Source organism: Micromonospora sp. CPCC 206060, assembly GCF_036906895.1.
Taxonomy (GTDB): Bacteria; Actinomycetota; Actinomycetes; order Mycobacteriales; family Micromonosporaceae; genus Micromonospora.
Genome location: NZ_JBAKHU010000003.1, coordinates 46298 through 63371, shown reverse-complemented (window position 1 = coordinate 63371; position 17074 = coordinate 46298). Strand labels below are relative to the sequence as shown.

Annotated in this window: 14 protein-coding genes; 5 read left to right on the top strand and 9 right to left on the bottom strand. The window is 72.2% G+C overall.

Going from position 1 to position 17074, the window contains the following annotated elements; genetic code table 11:
* Positions 1-41: 41 nt before the first annotated feature.
* The 5 genes from V6U90_RS04355 to eccE form a co-directional block, all read right to left on the bottom strand.
* The gene (locus V6U90_RS04355) at positions 42-2186 is read right to left on the bottom strand and encodes a PhoX family protein (RefSeq protein ID WP_334431240.1); all 2145 of its coding nucleotides are present in this window, start codon (positions 2184-2186) and stop codon (positions 42-44) included.
* Positions 2187-2383: 197 nt separating this feature from the next.
* Entirely contained in the window at positions 2384-3325 is a 942-nt protein-coding gene (rarD, locus tag V6U90_RS04350; RefSeq protein ID WP_334431239.1) for an EamA family transporter RarD, read from the bottom strand.
* Positions 3322-3765 (bottom strand): GNAT family N-acetyltransferase, encoded by a 444-nt coding sequence (locus tag V6U90_RS04345; protein ID WP_334431238.1) that lies wholly within the window; start codon positions 3763-3765, stop codon positions 3322-3324. The genes rarD and V6U90_RS04345 overlap by 4 nt, the downstream gene beginning before the upstream one ends.
* A 110-nt stretch (positions 3766-3875) precedes the next feature.
* Positions 3876-4262 carry a phage holin family protein gene (locus V6U90_RS04340; protein ID WP_334431237.1) on the bottom strand — a complete coding sequence of 129 codons (387 nt, stop codon included), beginning with the start codon at positions 4260-4262 and terminating at the stop codon, positions 3876-3878.
* Positions 4250-6193, bottom strand: a complete 1944-nt coding sequence (gene eccE, locus V6U90_RS04335) for a type VII secretion protein EccE (protein WP_334431236.1) — start codon at positions 6191-6193, stop codon at positions 4250-4252. The genes V6U90_RS04340 and eccE overlap by 13 nt, the downstream gene beginning before the upstream one ends.
* An 89-nt stretch (positions 6194-6282) precedes the next feature.
* On the opposite strand from eccE, the gene eccB reads away from it, so the two are divergent.
* From eccB to V6U90_RS04320, 3 genes are all read left to right on the top strand, one after another.
* Positions 6283-7674: a type VII secretion protein EccB gene (gene eccB, locus V6U90_RS04330; protein WP_334431235.1), complete on the top strand. Its 1392-nt coding sequence runs from the start codon at positions 6283-6285 to the stop codon at positions 7672-7674.
* A 228-nt stretch (positions 7675-7902) separates the two neighbouring features.
* Positions 7903-8223 (top strand): WXG100 family type VII secretion target, encoded by a 321-nt coding sequence (locus V6U90_RS04325; RefSeq protein WP_334431530.1) that lies wholly within the window; start codon positions 7903-7905, stop codon positions 8221-8223.
* Between the two features lie 27 nt (positions 8224-8250).
* Positions 8251-8544 carry a WXG100 family type VII secretion target gene (locus V6U90_RS04320; RefSeq protein ID WP_334431234.1) on the top strand — a complete coding sequence of 98 codons (294 nt, stop codon included), beginning with the start codon at positions 8251-8253 and terminating at the stop codon, positions 8542-8544.
* Positions 8545-8682: 138 nt separating this feature from the next.
* Here the strand turns inward: V6U90_RS04320 and mycP are convergent, their stop codons facing one another.
* Positions 8683-9924 (bottom strand): type VII secretion-associated serine protease mycosin, encoded by a 1242-nt coding sequence (gene mycP, locus V6U90_RS04315; RefSeq protein ID WP_334431233.1) that lies wholly within the window; start codon positions 9922-9924, stop codon positions 8683-8685.
* Between the two features lie 151 nt (positions 9925-10075).
* Between mycP and V6U90_RS04310 the strand changes: the two genes are divergently transcribed.
* On the top strand, positions 10076-12139 hold the full coding sequence (locus V6U90_RS04310; protein WP_334431232.1) for an SseB family protein: 2064 nt from the start codon (positions 10076-10078) through the stop codon (positions 12137-12139).
* Entirely contained in the window at positions 12136-12501 is a 366-nt protein-coding gene (locus tag V6U90_RS04305) for a hypothetical protein (protein ID WP_334431231.1), read from the top strand. Before V6U90_RS04310 ends, V6U90_RS04305 begins: the two co-directional genes overlap by 4 nt.
* 42 nt (positions 12502-12543) lie before the next feature.
* Here the strand turns inward: V6U90_RS04305 and V6U90_RS04300 are convergent, their stop codons facing one another.
* The 3 genes from V6U90_RS04300 to V6U90_RS04290 all read right to left on the bottom strand — a co-directional run bounded on the left by V6U90_RS04300 (position 12544) and on the right by V6U90_RS04290 (position 16684).
* Positions 12544-13476: an alpha/beta fold hydrolase gene (locus V6U90_RS04300; protein ID WP_334431230.1), complete on the bottom strand. Its 933-nt coding sequence runs from the start codon at positions 13474-13476 to the stop codon at positions 12544-12546.
* Between the two features lie 96 nt (positions 13477-13572).
* Complete coding sequence (locus tag V6U90_RS04295; protein WP_334431229.1) at positions 13573-14055, bottom strand: hypothetical protein; 483 nt, start codon at positions 14053-14055, stop codon at positions 13573-13575.
* Positions 14056-14290: 235 nt separating this feature from the next.
* Positions 14291-16684: an immune inhibitor A domain-containing protein gene (locus V6U90_RS04290; RefSeq protein ID WP_334431528.1), complete on the bottom strand. Its 2394-nt coding sequence runs from the start codon at positions 16682-16684 to the stop codon at positions 14291-14293.
* Positions 16685-17074 lie beyond the last annotated feature (390 nt).

Genomic DNA, 17074 nt, shown 5'->3' with positions numbered 1-17074 from the left:
TCCTATCGTTTTCGGTATAGGAAGGGGCCCCTCTTAACCGCTCAGCTGCCGATCGGGCCGCCGTCGAGCCGCCAGGCCACCACCACGGACGGCTTGGCGAAGTCGCCGTCCGGCCAGGTCGAGGCCGGCTTTTCGATGGTGGCGCCGTTGATCTCACCCGGGTGCTGCACCGCGACGAAGACCGACCGGTCGTCGGTGGTGATGAACGGGCCGCAGGTCTCCGCGCCGATCGGCACGGTCAGGAACTGCTTGAGGTGCCCCCGCTCCGGTCCCTCGATGGCGGTGGCGAACAGCCCGTCGTTGCTGCCCAGCGCGTTGCCGTCGGTGGAGATCCAGAGGTTGCCGGCGCCGTCGAAGGCCACGTTGTCCGGGCAGGAGATCGGCGAGACCCGGGTCTTGTCGTACCCGGCGAAGTAGGTCGACGCGTCGGCCGGGTCACCGCAGATGATCGGCAGCGACCAGGTGAACGACTCCGCCGAGTTGTTGCCCCGGTCCTCGACCAGCTCCAGTACCTGACCGTGCTTGTTGGCGGTACGCGGGTTCGCCTCGTCGGCCTTCGGGTTGGCCCCCACCCCACGGTTGCTGTTGTTGGTCAGCGCCACGTAGACCTTGCCGGTGGCCAGGCTCGGCTCGACGTCCTCCGGGCGGTCCATCTTGGTCGCGCCGACCCGGTCCCCGGCCAGCCGGGTGAAGGTCAGCACCTCCTCGACGGTCATCCCCTCGACGTAGGAGCGGTTACCCCGGGCCAGCTTGATCCACTGCCCGCGCCCGTTGAACGCACCATCGGTCGGCAGCTTGCCCGACCCGTCGATCTCGTCGGCGCTGCTGTAGTCGAGCTTCGCCACGTAGAGGGTGCCCGACTCCAGCAGGGTCAGGTTGTGCTTGCGGGCGACCCAGGAGTTGCCCTTCAGGTACTTCTTGTCGGAGACGAACTTGTAGAGGTAGTCGAACCGCTCGTCGTCGCCCATGTAGGCCACGACGTGCCCGTCGGAGGCGACGATGACGTTCGCCCCCTCGTGCTTGAACCGGCCCAGCGCGGTGTGCTTGCGCGGGCGCGACTCCGGGTCGAACGGGTCCACCTCGACGACCCAGCCGTGCCGGTTCGCCTCGTTCGGGTGCTTCGCCAGGTCGAAGCGCTCGTCGGCCCGCTCCCACTTGCGGCTCTCGCTCGGGTAGCGGGCGCTGGTGGAGACGCCGTACCGGGCCAGCTTCGGCTTCGCCTCGGCCGGTACGCCGTCGCCGCCGACGAAGTACTGGTTGAAGTTCTCCTCACCGCTGAGCACGGTGCCCCACGGGGTCACCCCGCCGGCGCAGTTGTTCAGCGTGCCGATCGCGGTACGCCCCTTCGGGTCGGCCGCCGTCCGCAGCCACACCGAGCCGGCCGCCGGGCCGGTGAACTCGAACGGCGTGGCCAGCGCGGTGATCCGCCGGTTGTACGGGCGGCGACCGTTGCGGACCGGGCGCCACTGCCCCGTACCGTCGACCCGCTCCAGCTCGACCACCGACAGGCCGTGCGCGGCCATGGCCGCCTTCACCTGCTCCACGCTGAGCGCATCGTGGCTGGTGAAGCCGGGGAACATCAGCTCCTCGTTGGTGTACTCGTGGTTGACCACGAGCAGCGCCCGCCGGCCCTTGCGGTCCAACGGGAGTACCCCGACAAAGTCGTTGTTGTAGCCGAACTGCTTCGACTGGCTGGCCGCGGTCTGCTGGTGCACGTCCAGGTCCGGGGCACCGGGCACCACCTCGTCGCCCCAGCGGATGACCACCGAGTGGTCGTACCCGTTCGGGACGACCAGGTTGTCGAGCCGGTTCGGCGGGATCGGCTTGAAGGTGAGCGCCCCGCTGCCGGACCGCTGGCGGGCGGAAAAGTCCGCCACCTCGGGTACCGCCGGTACGGCACCGCCCCCGGCCGCACCGGCCGGTTCGGCGGCGGCCGGGGCCGCACTGGCGGGGGCCGCGCCGGCCGCGCCCGCGAAGCCCAGGACGAAAGCGCCCACCGCACCGGCGCGGACCACACCGCGCCGGCTCACCTCGGCGTTGACCACGTCACCGAAGTACGCGTTGTCGGAGTTGTTGGGTACCGGGTGGTCACAGGCGTTGCCGCACCGGTAGAGACAGGTCATCGAGTCACGGTTGCCGTGCCGGGGCGAGCCGAGCAGTGGAAGCAGCCGGGGGCGGTCGCTCATGGGGAGGAGCCTCCTGAAGGGGTCTGGTGGCACGCCCGTGCCCACCAGTGGGAAACACGTGCGTGCCGGACGCTAGGAGGGCCTGGTGAGCGGTGCCGGGACGTGGCGTGAACCGGACGTGAACAGCTCCAGCCCACGCCCGGTCCGGCCGCCGCGTACGCCCTGCTCCCATAGAGGGACGTGCCCCGGCCGGGGTGTTAAGAAGGGGCCCTTCCTATACCGGAAGCGATAAGAGGGGGCCCTTCCTTACGGATCTCCCGGCGACGGCGACCGGTGACCCGCAGGGCGTCGACCGTGAAGATGGCCAGCGCCAGCCAGACCAGCGCGAACCCGGCCAGCCGGGCCGGGGGCATCGGTTCGTGGAAGACCAGCACGCCGCAGCCGAGTTGCAGCACCGGCGCGAGGTACTGCAACAGGCCCAGCACACTCAGCGGCAACCGGTTGGCGGCGCCGGCGAAGAGCAGCAGCGGGATGGCGGTGGCGGCCCCGGCCAGCACCAGCAGCGCGGTGTGCCCGGCCGAGACCTGCCCGAAGGTCGCCTCCGCCTGCCAGGTCAGCCAGCCGAGATAACCCAGCGCGGGTACGGCGAGGACGGCGGACTCCGCGAAGAGCCCTTCGGCGGCGGGCAGGCCGAGGCGCTTCTTGACCAGCCCGTACCCGCTGAAGGTGACCGCCAGCAGCAGGGCCAGGTAGGGCAGATGGCCGTAGTCCACGGTGAGGACCGCCACCGCCAGGGTGCCGACCGCCAGGGCGGCCCACTGGGTGGGGCGCAGTCGTTCCTTCAGCACGGCCACGCCGAGCAGTACCGACACCAGGGGGGTGATGAAGTAGCCGAGGGCCGTCTCCACCACCCGGTCGGCGTTGACCCCGTAGATGTAGGTGCCCCAGTTGCCGGCGATCAGCAGGGCCGCCACCCCGATGCCGGCCATCGTGCTCCGCCGGTGCCGGAGTTCGCGCAGGAAGCCCCAGTTGCGCAGCGCGGCCAGCAGCAGCGCCACGAAGGCCAGCGACCAGACCACCCGTTGGGCCAGGATCTCCATCGGACCGGAGGGGCGGAGCAGCTTGAAGTAGAGCGGGAAGAAACCCCAGAGCAGGTACGCCCCGATGCCGTACAGGTAGCCGAGCCGGAGCGGATTCACGCCGACCCGACCGGCCGGCCGTGCACCATCCACCGTTCCGGGTCGGTGAGGGGCGTGAAGCCCACCTTCGCGTACACGTCGTGCGCATCCGCGGTGGCGAGCATGATCCGGTACACGCCGAGTGCGGTCAGCTCGTCGCGGACCGCCCCCACCAGCCAGGTCCCCAGGCCACGACCGCGTTCGTCCTCGTCAACGTAGACGTCGCAGAGCCAGGCGAAGGTGACCCGGTCGGTGACGGCCCGGGCCACCGCCACCTGCCGGCCGTCCGGCCGGTAGATCCCGAACGGCAGTGACCCCGCGAACGACCGTTCGACGACCTCACGGGTACGCCCCTGCGCCCAGTAGGCGTCGGTGGAGAGCCAGTGGTGCACCCGGGCCAGGTCGAGGCGGTCCGGATCGGTGGAGAGCTGGTAGCCGTCGTCACGGGTCAGGTTGAGCATGATCCGACGCTAGCTCCGGCCCCGGTACCCACCACCAGCCAATTCCCGGCCGCTGGTCTGTGATTGCGCCGACGTTCCGCCCTGGCCCTGGCCCGGTGCCGACGGTGCGGTCAGTCGCGGTCGAGTACGGCGCCCAGGATCCAGGTGACGATGCCCACGAAGAGCGCGCCGAGCACCGCCGCCGGCCAGAAGTGGTCCACGTGGAAGGGCAGGTCGAGCTGTTCGGCGATCCAGCTGGTCAGCAGGAAGAGCAACCCGTTGACCACGAGTGCGATCAGGCCGAGCGTCAGCAGGTAGAGACCACAGCCGACCATCTTGATGATCGGCTGGAGGACGGCGTTGACCACCCCGAAGATCACCGCGACCAGGACCAGCGTGAACACGGCCTCGGAGATCGAGTCCGAGCTGAGGCTGATGCCGGGGATGATCAGCGTGGCCAGCCAGAACGCCAGCGCGGTGCTACCGAGCCGGATCAACGCACCCTTCACAAAACCCATGGCGGCGATGGTGTCACGCCTCGGCCAGACGCGGAACACCCGGCCGGACGCGGAACACCCGGCGAGTCGGCAACGGCGTACGGCCGCTCCCGCACCGGTGTCCCGATCAGTTGTGCCTCGACCGGAGTCGGGGACAGCAGCACCCAGCGCAGGGCCTGCCGGTTGACCACTGCGGCCATGTCGTCCCTGATCCGGGTCAGCCAGGCCGACGAGTCACCCAGCCCCAGCGCGGTACCGGCCAGACCCGCCTCGTCCGGGCGGAGCGGCTGCAACACCGCCAGGTCGGCCCGGGCGAGCAGTTCCACGTCCGGTGCGGTCAGTTCGTCCCGTACCACCAGGGTGGTCTGCCAGCCCGGCGCCGGTCGGGCGTCCGCCACCGGTGGGGCGACGTCGCACACCACCAGCAGCGGGCGCAGCGGGGTGCCGGGCGGCCCCCCGACCGGCCGGCCAGGCGGGATGAGCGGGATCAGCTCACCGGGCACCGTGACGCCCCGGACGAACGGCTCCCAGGCCCCGGGCCGACTGGTCCGTACCACCACCCGGGCGCCGAGCGCCATCGCGCGCAGCGTGATGAGCTGCGCGGCGCGTACCCCGCCGACCAGGACCACCCGGGTCGCCTCCGGGCGGAACAGCCGAGCGGTCACCGGTGCGCCGTGCCGGTTCGTGCCGAGCATCAACCCGGCGGAGTCCACCGGCAGTTCCAGGCCGTCGAACGTGGCCCCGGGCGCCGGCCGGGGTGCGCCGGGTGTGCCCAGCGGCAGGGTGGCGGCGAGGCCGTCGAGCTGCTCCCCGTCGAGCCGGTGCAGCTGACCGCCCTCGGCGGTCACCAGCCGCCGTAGCGCCCGGGTGGCGAGGGCGAGTTCCGCCGGTCCGCCGGCGGCGATCCGGACCGACAGCTCCACCGGGAGCAACGCCGGCCCGCCGGCCCGCCACGGCCCGACGCCCAGTGCCACCGTGGTCGCCGTGGCCGGCAGCGCCAGCAGGTGCGGTGCCAGCCGGCGCAGGGCGTCGTCCCCCCGGGCCTGCCGCAGCCGGAAGGACGCCTGCATCAGCCCACCCAGCCGCACCGCCGGCCAGGTCTCCCGGGCCGGTTGCCCGCCGTCGTGGTGGGCGAGTTCCGCGAGTACCCGCAGCGCGGCGTCCGCCCCCAGCGGACGGGCCCCGACCGGCGCCAGCCGACGGCGTACCCGGCGCACCGCGCTGGACAGCGCCCGGCGCTGCTCGGCGTCCGACCACCCGTCGGCGCGCAGCACCCGGACGGCCAGCACCGCCCGGGCCTGCCCGAGCAGCCGGCCCCCGGTGAGCTGCCGGTACGACGTGCCCGCCGGCCCGCCGCCGACGCCGGGCACCGGGGCCGGCACACCGGAGAGCACGAGTTGCAGCCGGACCGGTGGGGTGCCCGGATCGGTGGCCGGTAGCAGGGTGGGCAGGGCGGGCAGCAGTGTCCCGGAACCGATGATCCCGGCCGGGTCACCCAGCTCCAGGAGTGTGGTCAGTCCGTGGCCGTCGCCGATCACCGCAGCCGGTTCGCCGGCCAGCTCGGCGGGTGCCACCACGGCGCCGGGGGCGACCAGGTCGAGCAGCGCGGCGGGCGAGGCCGCCGGGGAGAGCGTCCGCTGTCGCCCGGCCCGGCGCAGCCAGATGCCCAGCCACTCGTACAACCACCGGCCGCCTACCGGTGCCCAGGTGACCACCAGGAGAACGGCGGCGGTGACCGCAGCGCCGGCCACCAGGAGAGCGCTGCGGCCCGCTGCGACTCCCGATCCGGCCACCGCCACCTGGGTCACCACGATCTGTCCGGCGTGGACCCGGAGCCGGGGGCCGGCGCGGCGGGCCGGGCGGACCGGCGCCGCGATCCGTGGCCCGTCATCCGGCGGCGCATCGAACCCGGGTCCGGTCCGGTCCGTCGGCCCGCCCACCGTCGCTGTCACCGTGCCGGCCCCCCTTCGCCGTCGGGTCCCCGTGGATCGTCACGCGCGGCCTATCGTATGTGGCCGGAACGTAACTCCGGAGGGGCCGAATGCCGTCGCGACAGGACCAGCTGCACTCGTACCAGTTCATGGTGCAGCGGGTGGTGGCGGCGCTGGTGCTGCGGGAAACCGACCCGGCGCAGTCGCCGTTCCGCCGGGCGGCGGGTACCGCCCTGGCCAGCGTGCTGATCGCGGCGATCGCGCTCGGCGCGGTGGTGGTCTACGGGGTCCTCGTCGGTGGCGGTGCCACCGGGTGGCGCGACGCGCAGGCGGTGATCGTCGAGAAGGAGTCGGGCGCCCGGTACGTCTACCGGGACGGTCGGCTGCACCCGGTGCTCAACTACGCCTCGGCGCTGCTCATCGTGGGTGGCTCGGAGCAGCGCAGCGTGCTGGTGTCCCGGGCGTCGCTGGCCGGGGTGGCCCGGGGCGCGCCGCTCGGTATCCCGGACGCCCCGGACTCGCTGCCCGCGCCGGACCGGCTCTCCCGGGCGCCGTGGACGGTCTGCTCGGTGACGCCTGACGGTGGACGGGCCGGGCCGCGTTCCGTGCTGCTGGTCGGCAGGCCGGTCCAGGACGGGCGGGTCCTGGCCGACGACGCGGTACTGGGCCGGCACCCGGACGGCAACCTGTACCTGGTCTGGCGCCAGCAGCGTCACCTGCTCCGGGATCCGGACCTGGTGCTGGCCGCACTGGCGTGGACCAGTGAGCGGCCGGTCCCGTTGGCCCCCGCGCTGCTCAACTCGTTGCCGGCCGGCGCGGATCTGGGTCCGGTACGCATTCCCGAGCAGGGTCGGCCCTCGGTGCGGGTACCGGGTGCCCGGATCGGTGAGGTGTTCGTCGTGACCGGGCAGGGCGGGGGCCGGCAGTACGCCGTGGCGTTGCGGAACGGACTCGCCGGAATCACGCAGGTGCAGGCCGATCTGCTGCTCACCGGGGGCGCCGGGCGGGACCGGCCGACACCGATGACCCAGCGCACCTTCGCCGCCCTGCCGAAGCTCCCCGATCTGGTGCCGGTCGATGCGGCGGCTCCGCCGGCGACCCGGCCGTCGCTGGTGGCGCCGGGTGCGGCGGTCTGCGCTTCGGTCGCCGACGACGGCGGGGTGCGCGAGGTGCGGGTGGCTGCGGTCGTGCCGGAGGCCGAGGGGGCGGGGCGGGTCGCGGTCGGATCCCCGGCCGGTCCGGTACGCGCCGACCAGGTGCTGGTCGAGCCCGGACGCGGAGCGGTGGTGGAGGCGGTGGCGGCACCGGGTGCGACCGGGGGCGCGGTTTTCGTGGTCACCGATCTGGGCCGGCGGTACGCGGTGACCGACCCGGCGGTGCTCGGCATGCTCGGCTACGGGGCGGTCCGCCCGATGCGGCTGCCGGCCGGGGTGGTGGCCCTGGTACCGGCCGGCGGGGCGCTCGACCCGGCGGTGGCGCGCGAACCGGTGCGACCCGCCTGAGCGGGGCGGGGCCGAGGTGCGGGCGGGCACCCCGACCCGTCCGGAGCCGGTGACGGTTATCCACAGGGGGACACGAGGGGGTAGCACCAGCGCGACAACCCGGCTACCGTCAGCGATCGAGTTGATCGTGTGTCGTGGTGTGCTGGCGGATCCGGTTCCGTCCCGGTTGGACGGTGCATGGTGGACGGCGGGGCCCGGCACGACCGAGGAGACGAGGTGACCTCCGGGGTGTCCCAGACGCAGGCAGAAGCTGCGGTGATGCAGCAGACCGCAGCGCGGTTCGAGCAGGTCGACGAGGCGTTGCAGAGCATGCTCAGCAGCCTCATGGCCGAGTTGGAGGTGCTCCAGCAGGCCTGGCGGGGCGCCGGTGGCCGGTCGTTCGAGCAGGTCAAGCAGCAGTGGTCGCAGGACCAGGCGGCGATCCAGCGGGCGCTGCGGGAGACGGGCGGTGCGATCCGGACCGCCGGCCAGCAGTACACGGCGTCCGACGCCGAGGCGGCCAGCCGGGTCGCGCACACCAACCGTGGCGGCATCCAACTGCCGCTCTGACTCGGGTACGGACAGGAGGAGGTTCGGATGCACGACGGGATGCTGGTCGTCAGTTTCTCCGCGTTGCAGCAGGCCAGCGCGGACATCCAGAAGGCGTTGAACAGCCTGCAGACCCAGCTCGGGCAGCTTGAGCGGGATGCCGCGCCGCTCGTGGCCAGTTGGGAGGGGGAGGCCCGGCAGGCGTACGAGCAGCGGCAGGCGAAGTGGCGGTCGGCCTCGCAGGACCTACAGGCCATGCTGCGCGACATCAAGCTCGCGGTCGACGAGTCGGCGGCCGACTACCTGCACACCGAGAAGCGGAACGTCAACCTGTTCCAGTGAGGGCTGCCCGGGCCCCGCGTGGCGGGTTGACCTGGCCGGGCGGGGCCCGGACATGGCGGGTTGACCTGGCCGGAACGGGCCCCGCGTGGCGGGTTGACCTGGCTGGGCGGGGCCCGGTGGGCGGTGGGTCGGTGGTGGTCAGACCGGGTCGGCCGGGCGCCAGCCACGGCGCGCTCCCCGGGGCAGCACCAGCGCCAGCAGCACGGCCAGCACAACCACGGCGGATGCCGTCCCGGCGACCAGCAGCGCCCGGTCCCGGGCCGCCAACCGGCGCAGGTCCCGGGCCACCAGTGCGGGATCGGCCGGGTCGTCTCGGTGTTCCGCCGCCGGGGTGACCGGCCGGACCGGTGGCGTCTCGGTGACCGCCCGGTACGGGTTCAGCACACCGGCGCCGTAACCGGATCCCCGCCCGGCACCACGGGCCGGATCGGCGGTGGCGACGATCCGGTCCGCCACCTGGCCGGCGGTCAGTTCCGGTCGGTACTGCCGGAGCAGGGCCGCCGTGGCGGCGACGAAGGGTGCGGCGTAACTGGTGCCGGCGGTGCGCCGATGGCCCCGGCCGGGCACTGCGGCGATCACGTCCGAGCCCGGGGCGACCACGTCGACATAGGGCCCGACCTGGGAGAAGTCGGCGAGACTGCCGTCGGCGGCGATCGCCCCGACCCCGATCACCCCGTCGTAGGCGGCGGGATACGGGCGGGGATCCCCTTCGCCGTGCAGGTTCCCGGCGGCGGCCACCACCACCACGTCCCGGTCGACGGCGTGGCGGATCGCGGCCCGGACGGCGGGTACGTCCGCGTAGAGCACCACCGAGAGGTTGAGCACATCCGCGTCATGGTCCACCGCCCACCGGATGGCCTGCGCGAACTCGTCCGGGTGGACCGTACGCCCGGACTCCCGCCCCTCGATCACCTGCTGCTCGCTGACCCGTACCGGCAGGATCCGGGCTTCCGGGGCGAGACCGGTGAAGGCGGTGCCGGACCGGCGGGCCGCAGCGATGATGCTCGCCACGGCGGTGCCGTGCCCGGCGCAGTCGTCGGTGCCGTCACCACCCCGGTCGAGCAGGTCCACCCCGTCGAGTACCCGCCCCCGCAACTGCGGGTGGCGCGGATCCACCCCGGAGTCGACCACCGCGACGGTCACCCCGGCGCCGGTGGCCAGGGCGCTGAGGCGGTCCGGGGCGTACCGGGTCTGCGCCCAGGGGACGCCGGCCACCGGCTCGGCGGTCACAGGTGCCGCAGGGCAGGCCGGGGCGCGGCCGGCGGCCGGTGTCACGAGTGGCCCGGGGGCGACGGTGCTGACGAACAGGACTCCTGCGGCCAGGGCGGTTGCGAGGCCGTTCCGGGGCGCCATGGGGCCGGTTCGGGTGCGGCGGGGCATCCATCGCCTCCGTATCGTGTCGGCTCCGGAACCGCATGTTATCGCCGGTCGTGCGTACCGGAGGCCCGGCGTCGGCCTCCCATTGTGATCTTGTTACAACCTTGTAGGTTGTACGCGACAGCTATGGCCTGTGCGCGGGAGGGGAGTGGCCGTGACCGAATGGGAGCCGGCCACCGAGGTCGAGGCGGCGATGCGGGACGCCCTGCGCGCCAGCGATCAGGAGCTCTACTTCCGCATCCTGTCCCGCATCGACCTGCTGCTGCCGGTCTCCGCGGAGGCGCTGGCCGGGCACGCCCCGATCGGCTGGGGGACCTGGACCACGGCGGGGCGTACCCATGTGCTCGCCTTCACCTCACCGGCGGCGGTGCAGGCCTGCCTCGCCCAGAACGCCGGCCCCACCCGCCGCGTGCCGTACACCGATCTCGCCCACGACTGGCCGAACCCGGAGTGGTGGCTGGCGGTCAACCCGAGTCTGCCGATCGAGGGCTACCTGCCCGCCTGGTTCGTCACCCAGCTCGCCAAGGGCGACGTGCGGCTGCCCGGCCGGACGATGGGGGCCCGGGCCCGACTGGAGCGGGTCGAGAACGCGGCCCGCGCCCGGGCCACCGCGGTCGTACCCGGACCGGCCGAATCCGCACCGCCGACCCCGCCGGGCGACCGGCAACCGGCCGGGTACCCGCCGGTCATGGCGCCCCGGCAGCCGGTCCCGCCGCCGGAGAGCCCGCCGCCGTCCCCGGGGCCGGCGGACCCGCTGACGTCGGGCCGGCAGGACGACAGCTCCGGCTCGGAAACCTCGGCCTGGCTCGCCGCCGCCTACCGCAGATCGGCTCCCCCGACGGAGAGCGCAGACCGGGACGCTCCGGCAGCGCCGGTCAATCTCTTCGACGGCTACGAACCCCCGGTACGCGCCACCCCGGCGGCCCCCGGCGGCCCGGTGCCGCCGGTGGACCCCGCCGGGGAGATGCCGTCGTACCGGTCGACCGAGCCGGTGGGCCAGGGCTTCCGCCCCATCGTCATCGAGGGAACCGTCGTCGAGTCCCGCAGTGCGGAGCCGGGGACCGACGTGCCACCGGCGCCCGAGCCGGACCGGTCGGGTGGGTTGTGGGCCGCCTCAACTCCGGTGGTCGACCCGCCGGAGCCGGCTGCGAGCGAACCCCTCAGTGAGGTGTTCCCGGGTGGACCGTCCCCGGCGGAACCGCTGCCCGATGAGCAGCCGGTGCCGCCCGGCACACCAGGAGCAGCGGATTTCCAACCGGCCAACGAGGTCGAGGAGAACCTGCTCGCGGCGGCCGGCGGGGGTAGCACCGACACGTTTCTCTCCACCCTCCTGCTGGCCCGGGTGCTGCTGCCGGTGGCAGTCGACTCGGCCCCGGGCACCCTGCCCGGTCAGGACGGTTTCGTCTGGGCCACCGAGCAGCTCGACGGTGAGCCGTACGTGGTGGTCTACACCTCGCCGGAACGGCTCGCCGACCGGGACTGTCCGCCGGTGGAGACGGTGCAGGTCAAGTTCGTCCAGTTGATCCGCCGGTGGCCGGACGAGAACTGGTCGTTCGCCGTCAACCCGGGCACGCCGGTCGGGGCGAAGCTGCCCGGCGGGCAGATCGTCGCGCTGGCCAACTGGGCCGCCGAGGTGGGCCTGGGTGACGACGTGGGCGAACCCGTCGAGACGCCGGCACCGGCGGAGGTACCGGCACCACGGACGCCGTACGCGCCAGCGGCCACCGATCCCGGCCGGCCGCCCATGATGCAGAAGACGGTCGCACCGAGCCAGCTCGCCTACTACCTGGAGCGGGGGTACGACCGGATCTCCGGTTTCGTGCACCGGGCCAACGAGGTGGCCCACCTGAACACCCCGGCCCGCCTGCACTCCGCGCTCGGCCTGGCCTATCCCGGGTCGCCGTTCTCACCGGACGACGGGGAGGTCTACGTCCTCCGCTGGCCGGCGCACCGGCCGAGCCTCTACCGGATCCCGTACGGCGGGCAGACCGAGGTCGCGATGCGGGCGATGGAGGGGTGGGTCATCGAGCGCCCGCCGTTCCGGGGCAACGGCTTCGCACCCGGGGAGAGCAGCGACGTGATCGCGGAGTTCAAGGTGGACAGTGCCCGGTTGCCGCACGGCGCCCAGCTGTGGCGGATCGGCGCGGACGGGTCCGAGCGGGTGGTGGCCACCCTGGACAGTGACTCCTCGACCTGGCGGCGGGTGGACGACAAGTGATCCGCGACGGTTACCTGGCCCGCTGGCGGGGGCGGGAGTACCCGGCCAGCCCGGATGTCAACGAGGTCCGGCTCTACCGGACCGACCCGGATGACGGCTTCACCGAGGTCCGGCCCGGCCGGTACGTCCGGGTCGTGCCGGTGGCCGAGGTCGAGGACCTGGTGTACGTCCGGACCACGTGCCTGTGGCAGGGGGAGCCGTTCATCGTGCTTGCCCAGCACGAGAACTGGCTGCGGGTGGAGTACACCGGCGGACGTTGGCCGGTCGCCCAGGCGATGGGGCTGGAGGTCTTCGAATTCGGCGTCTACCAGGGCTGGGCGCCGGCTGCCGAGGTCTCCGAGTTGCGCGAGCACCGGGTCTGACCGGCGGAACGGCCCACCGGTCCGGCGACGGCAATGCCGGCGCTAGGACTTCGCCCAGCGCAGGATCTCGCCGAGGACCAGGTCTGGTGCCTCGACATGCGGGAAGTGACCGACCGAGTCCAGCAACCGCCACTCGTACGGGGCGATCACGTAGCGGCCCGAGCCCTGCGCGGTGCGGGGCAGCGAAGCGGCGTCCTCCGCGCCGTGCAGTTGCAGGGTCGGCGTGACCAGTGGCTTCTGCATCAGCTTGACGAACCGGTAGCCGTGCAGGCGGAGCACCGAGCGGAACGCCCAGCGGTATCCCTCCAGCGCGCAGAACGCGGCCTGCGGGATGCGCATCGCCTCCCGGCACCGGGCCGCGTACGGCTCGAAGGCGTCGCTGGCCACCCACTGTTGGCCGCCCCACCGGCGTAGCACCTGACCGACCAGTGCGGCGTTGTCCCTGGTCAGGACGTGCTCGTAGCGGGGAAGCTGGAATTTCAGGGTGGGCGTGGCCGCAGCGAACTGGCCACGCGGGTCGGCGAAGATCGCCGCCCGCAGCCGCAGCGGGTGCGGCGCGCCGAGCACCACGAGCCGGCGTACCAGCGACGGATGGAACGAGGCCACCGTCCAGCCGATCAGGCCACCGGCCCCGGTGCCCACCACGGTCGCGGAGCGTTCACCCAGCCCTCGGATCAGGCCGGCGATGTCGGCGGCGAGGGTGTACCCGTCGTACCCCCGGGGTGGTTTGTCGCTGGCACCGTAGCCGCGCAGGTCGACCGCGACGGCGCGGAAACCGGCGTCGGCGACCGCCGGCAACATCTCGTGCCAGGCCCACCAGAACTCCGGAAAACCGTGCAGGAACAGCACCATCGGGCCGGTGCCCGCCTCGACGACGTGGAAGCGGCTGCCGTTCGCCCCGACGAACCGGTGGGTCCACGGCCCGTCCACGAGGACGCACGACTCGTCGACGGCACCACTGTGCTGCTCGGTCATGTGCCACAGCCTAGGGCCCGGGCGCCTCCCGGTCGCGCACGCGATGGCCGTGATCAGGGATCCGGCGTCGCCGTACGGGCCGAGGGCGCCGCCCGGTCAGCCGACCGGATCAATCTTCACGATGGCGGCGTGGGTACCGCTGCCGCAGCTGATCCGGACCAGCAGCGGTGCCGTGGTCACCCGGACCCGGGTACCGGTCGCGAACGTGCCGGCATTCGGCCCGTACAGGGCGTACTCCCGTCCCTCGTCGGTGACCACCCCGTAGCAGGGACCGGAGCCGCCCCGGGTGACGTGGCCGACGACGATTCCGGTCGGTTGGGCGTCGGTGGGGTTCTTCGGCGGCGCGGTCGGCGGGCGGCGGCCCGGCGGGTCGGTCGGGACCGACGGCGGGGTGACCCGCCCGGAGGGGGCGACCGGGGCGGCGGTCGGCATGTCCGCCGGGCCGGAGGCCACGGCCGACGGGGTCGGGTCGGGTTCGGGCATGCCGGTCGCCTCTCGGTCGGCGCAGCCGGTCGCCAGCATGGTCGCGACGACCAGGATGAGCAGGGGCGGGGCGGCCCGCCGGGGGGTCAGCTGCATACCGGTTGGACGTGTGTGGGGTGCCGTCCGTTCCGTCCGCGTCCCGCGCCCGATGGTCGCCGTCGGTTCCGGCGGTGGCCTGCCTGCGCTCGACGGCCGCAGTCCGGTCCCGGCCCGTCCGGTCCCCGCCTGTCCGGTCCCCGCCTGTCCGGTCCCCGCCCGTCCGGTGCCGGCCTGGAACGGGCGACGCCCGGGGAGCAACCGCTCCCCGGGCGTCGTGCGTGCGGGTTGTCGATCAGGAAACGCGGATCTTGATCGAGGTACCGTTCTGCTCCAGCACCTTGATCTTGGTGCCGGTCACCGGGACCTTCACGCCGTGGTTCGGCAGCTCCGGGTACCAGTACTGCTTGGTGTCGTCGAACACCGGAGCAGGACCCTGGCCACGGATGTACTGCGGCTGGCTGTTGACGTGCAGGGTGAACGAGTCGGCCTTGGTGAGGCTGAACGGTGCGTCGTACACCTGGACCCGGGACCGCCACGGGTTACCGGTCAGGTTGTACATCGGCTTCGGGCGCGAGTCGATGATCAGGTTCAGGCCCTCACCCGGGTGCACGTTCGTGTTGTTGTCGACCTGCGAGGTGTCCCAGTAGGAGATGAGCAGACCCTGCTGGTACGAGTAGTGGTCGACGTAGTCCGGCCGGCTGTTCTGGTAGCCGAAGAAGTACGGACCGGTCTTGAGGTACTTGTCGTACGAGACGTAGGTCCGGTTACCGGCGATGTAGAAGTGGTCGTACAGGTTGGTCTCGCTGGCACCCTTGACGGTGAAGCCGTCCAGGGTCCAGCCGCCGTCGGCCTCGGCACCGTCGCTGAGCACGGTGGCGCCGTCCGCCGTCACGGTGATCTCGTCGGCGAAGAAGCCGCCCTCGCTGACCCCACCGTCGGTGCGGTAGTGGAAGCGGAAGAGCACCTTCTGACCGGCGACCGCGTTCATCGGAACGTTGAGGTCGACCCACTCGCCGTTGGTGTAGCCCTCGATGGCCGGGGTGCCGCTGGCGTCCCGGCTGAACGGGGCGCCGTTGACGGTGCCGTCCAGGGCGGTCCAGCTCGTGCCACCGTTGGTGGACGCCTCCAGGTAGAGGTAGTCGTACCCCTCCTCGATGCCGTAGCGGACCTTGGCCGACAGCGACGCGGAGGTCTTGCCGGTGAAGTCCAGCTCACGGGTCATCGTGTTGTCGAGGTCGTCCGCGTTGCCGGAGAAGTACTGCTTCTCCCCGGCGAACGGCGCACCGAGTTCGCTGGTGACCTCCTTCTTCGGGAGCACCACCACCGCGGCCTGCGCCTTGTTGGAGTTGTACTCCTGCGGGCCGAGGTCCAGCGTGACCGGGTCCTGCTTGGCAGGCACGACGACCTCGTAGTCCAGCCAACCGAGCTGGAGCTTCTGCCAGGCGCCGATGTCACCCGGGCGGGTGCCGATGCCCTGGTCGTCCTTGGCGCTGAGCCGGCTCTGCGCCATCAGACTCCAGTGCTCGACGCTGTTGTCGCCGCCACCGGAGGTGTCGTAGTCGTCCGGCAGGCCCAGGTCGTGGCCGTACTCGTGGACGAAGACGCTGAGACCGCCGTTCTCCGGCTGGACGGTGTAGTCACCGATCCAGATGCCGGTGTTGCCGATCTGGGTACCACCCAGCGGGTTCCCCGCCGGGCCGGTGTGGCCGATGTCGGTGCCGAAGGCGTACCACCGGTGGCTCCAGATGGCGTCCTCACCCTGCCACGGGTCACCGTCGGCCTGGTCGCCGCCGGAGTGGACGATCTGGAAGTGGTCGATGTAGCCGTCCGACTCGTTGAAGTTGCCGTCGCCGTCGTGGTCGTACCGGTCCCACTGGTCGAACGACCTCATGTCGGCGGCGATCTGCTCGTCGGTCCGGCCCTGCGCCTGCTGGTCGGCGACCCACTGGTTCGCCGCGTCCCGGACCAGCTGCCAGACGTTGTTGCAGGTGCTGGAGCCGCACGGGTAGCCGTTGGAACGGCCGTAGCGCGCCTCGTTGTAACGGACCTTCACCCAGTCGGTGACCTTGCCGTCGACGCTGTACCGACCGGAGGACTGTGCCTCGTAGTAGGTCTTGACCGACTCGACGCCCGCCCCCTCGCCGAAGTACAGGTTCTGGAAGTACTCCGCCGAGTAGTCCGGCTGCCACACCGTCGAGTTGTCCACCGCGCGGTTGGGCTCGGGGATCTCGTTACGCAGCGGGCCGTCGAACCGGGCCGGACCCGGGGTGTTCGGGTCGGTGTCCTGGTCCGGGTAGCTCGCGTGCCGCTCGTTGCCGAACTCGGTCAGGATGACGAAGATCCGGTCGGTCGTCTCGCGGCCGAGCTCGACGTACTGGTCCTCGGTGGCGACGCCGGCCCGCTGTGTGGCCGAACGCTGGCCGTTCACCCCGGTACCGGTGGTTTCGCCGACCTTCGCCACGGTGCTGACGCCGCGCTTGGTCGGCTTGACCCGGCCGCTGACGACATCGCTGACCGCCTTCTGACGCAGCTCGCGCCGCTTGTCCTCAAGCGGGTTGGGCAGGTCGTCAGAGGGGACCGGCTTGCTGGCGGCGGCCGCCGGCGCGTCCGCCGGTGGTGCCGCGTTGACGGGGGAGGCGAGCGACACGCCCATTCCCGACGCCAGCGACACGGTGAGCAGGCCCACCATGAGTTTACGCACTAAGAACCTCCGGTTCGAGAGGCGCCGAAGCCACCACGATCAAGCGGTGGTCGGCCGTCCGGATAAGAGGCCCAGGTTGTTTCTGGGGCCAATGGTGAACCTAGACACTGCCGGGACCGGTGGGAAGACGGCTACGTCGATTTGTTGCAGAATTTTTTGGGAGACGCTTTCGCGCGTCACACCGGGGGGTCTACATAGGCGCCCTGACCAGGTCTGATACTGATCAACGCATACGCGATGTATCGGCTACGCAACGCCTGTCGCTGACATTCGTCGATCAGTTGTCAGGGCGTTGCCGATGACGGGCCCCGGGCCGCTATGACGCGGCAGGCCCGCCGGGAGGGGTACCCCCGGCGGGCCTGCGCGGTTTGTCAC

What these genes read in the sequence shown, in the direction of transcription:
- V6U90_RS04355 (WP_334431240.1), bottom strand. Translation starts at nt 2,186, where the DNA reads ATGAGCGACCGCCCCCGGCTGCTTCCACTGCTCGGCTCGCCCCGGCAC.
- V6U90_RS04345 (WP_334431238.1), bottom strand. Translation starts at nt 3,765, where the DNA reads ATGCTCAACCTGACCCGTGACGACGGCTACCAGCTCTCCACCGATCCG.
- V6U90_RS04340 (WP_334431237.1), bottom strand. Translation starts at nt 4,262, where the DNA reads ATGGGTTTTGTGAAGGGTGCGTTGATCCGGCTCGGTAGCACCGCGCTG.
- eccB (WP_334431235.1), top strand. Translation starts at nt 6,283, where the DNA reads ATGCCGTCGCGACAGGACCAGCTGCACTCGTACCAGTTCATGGTGCAG.
- V6U90_RS04320 (WP_334431234.1), top strand. Translation starts at nt 8,251, where the DNA reads ATGCACGACGGGATGCTGGTCGTCAGTTTCTCCGCGTTGCAGCAGGCC.
- mycP (WP_334431233.1), bottom strand. Translation starts at nt 9,924, where the DNA reads ATGCCCCGCCGCACCCGAACCGGCCCCATGGCGCCCCGGAACGGCCTC.
- V6U90_RS04300 (WP_334431230.1), bottom strand. Translation starts at nt 13,476, where the DNA reads ATGACCGAGCAGCACAGTGGTGCCGTCGACGAGTCGTGCGTCCTCGTG.
- V6U90_RS04295 (WP_334431229.1), bottom strand. Translation starts at nt 14,055, where the DNA reads ATGCAGCTGACCCCCCGGCGGGCCGCCCCGCCCCTGCTCATCCTGGTC.